Source organism: Nostoc sp. CALU 546 (assembly GCF_048836525.1).
The window spans coordinates 1-1,788 of the sequence record NZ_JAWJTF010000376.1 but is presented as its reverse complement, the minus strand read 5'-3'; the positions used below and the strand labels follow the sequence as shown (position 1 = coordinate 1,788).

3 protein-coding genes are annotated in these 1,788 nt (G+C 47.1%); all 3 read right to left on the bottom strand.

What is annotated here, in order from left to right; all coding sequences use genetic code 11:
- Nucleotides 1-517, bottom strand: a 517-nt coding sequence (locus RRG12_RS43830) for a pentapeptide repeat-containing protein (RefSeq protein ID WP_420763339.1), incomplete at its 3' end; no start/stop codon positions are given.
- Between the two features lie 75 nt (nucleotides 518-592).
- On the bottom strand, nucleotides 593-859 hold the full coding sequence (locus RRG12_RS43825; RefSeq protein WP_420763338.1) for a hypothetical protein: 267 nt from the start codon (nucleotides 857-859) through the stop codon (nucleotides 593-595).
- 120 nt (nucleotides 860-979) lie between these two features.
- Nucleotides 980-1,567 (bottom strand): Uma2 family endonuclease, encoded by a 588-nt coding sequence (locus RRG12_RS43820; protein ID WP_420763337.1) that lies wholly within the window; start codon nucleotides 1,565-1,567, stop codon nucleotides 980-982.
- Nucleotides 1,568-1,788: the final 221 nt, after the last annotated feature.

The following is a 1,788-nucleotide window of genomic DNA, read 5'->3' as shown; positions in this document are numbered from 1 at the left end:
CTCCGGCTATGGCTCCGGCTACGGCTACGGCGAAGGCTCCGACTACGCCTACGGCGAAGGCTCCGGCGAAGGCTCCGGCTCCGGCTCCGGCTCCGGCTAAGGCGAAGGCTACGGCGAAGGCTACGACTACGGCGAAGGCTCCGGCTACGGCTCCTAGACCAGCTGTTAGTCCTTGGCGAATCGTGATTAAAAAGAAGGCAATCAATATAATCAAAGCAGTCCAACCACCAATCTGATTACTTGAGTTGGAAGTATCAAATATTAGTGACACCAAATAACCTTTGACAGCCAAGTAAAACCCTGAAAATCCCGACAACAGCCACGAGACAAGGACTAGGAAAATTGCCCATCGGCGTTGCAGTCCAGCTTTGGCATAACTGAAGTTAGCGCCTGTTAAATTAGCGTTAGTGAAGTTTGCCCCTCGGATGTCGGCATAGCTAAAGTTTGCACCCGCAAGGTCTTGTCTATCTTTGAAGTTGCGTCCTCGGAAATTTTGACAGGAGTTGTCTAAAGCCATGTTCAAATTCACAGAGGTGACCAAATATTAGTACACGCTCACCCCTGTAAATTCAGGAATGGTTAGATATATTTGTTAGTTGAGCTTAAAAGGTGCAACTTCGAGGATAAAAGACGCAACTTCGAGGATAAAAGGTGCAACTTCGAGCCTCAGAAGGTCATCGTTGAGCCTCAGAAGGTCAACGTCGAGCCTCAGAAGGTCAACGTTGAGCTTCAGAAGGTCAACGTCGAGCCTCAGAAGGTCAACGTTGAGCTTCAGAAGGTCAACGTCGAGGCTCAGAAGGTCAACGTCGAGGCTCAGAAGGTCAACGTTGAGGTTAAAAGCCGCAACTTCGAGGATCAAACGTGCAACTTCGAGGCTCAGAAGGTCAACGTCGAGCTTCAGAAGGTCAACATTGAGGTTTTGAGGCTCATTGTTGAAGTACAGCCAATACGGTTTGGCTGGGTAATAGTAATTGAGAGTTCACTTCCGTCCTGCCAAGACTTGTTGGGCACTCAAATCCAACTGTGGAAAAGTAAAAGAGATGATGCGTTCTTGTCCTCGGAATGTAACAGCATCATAGAACCCTTCTAGTAGGGTGCATATTGTTACTATCTCTTGAATCGGGTCAACAATCCAATATTCAGGAATTTCCAGAACAGCATACTCAGAACGTTTGCTGCGATAGTCTGTAGTTTGTGTAGATTCGCTGACGACTTCTACCACTAATATGGGGGGAGTTTCGTTGAGTTCGATAACAGCTTCTCGATTAGAAAGTGCTTCCCACTGCTGTGTTGGTAATACTACTACATCTGGAATTCGTGAGGTGTCCCAGCGTCCCCCTCGTGGCGATCGCACTCCGACAGAAAACTTTTGTGCTGTCCAATTCTGGCCCATTTTGGCACTTTCATCATCAAAGCTTTGTTCTAAAAACTTGGAGATGCCACCGTGCTTGCCAGTGCCAAGGCTGATGGGAATTAATTCTCCATCTACCAATTCATATTGGGTATCCGTGCGATCGTTATACTTAAGATACTCTGCAAAAGTAAATTTTTTTGTGGTTGCAGTCATAGCGATACCTACGGCGGTCACTGAGCTTGTAGAAGTGTGGGCTGCGCCTACGCAATTCTCATTGATGACTCAATACAGTTATTCTACTTGCATTACAGGAAATACTGATGGAACGTTCAAAATTAAGGCGTTGCTGATTCAAGGGATGATTCTTGTAGGGTGGGCGACACGAGTGCCCTAAAATACAAGGGACGGGCAAGATGCCACTGGTGTCAACTTAA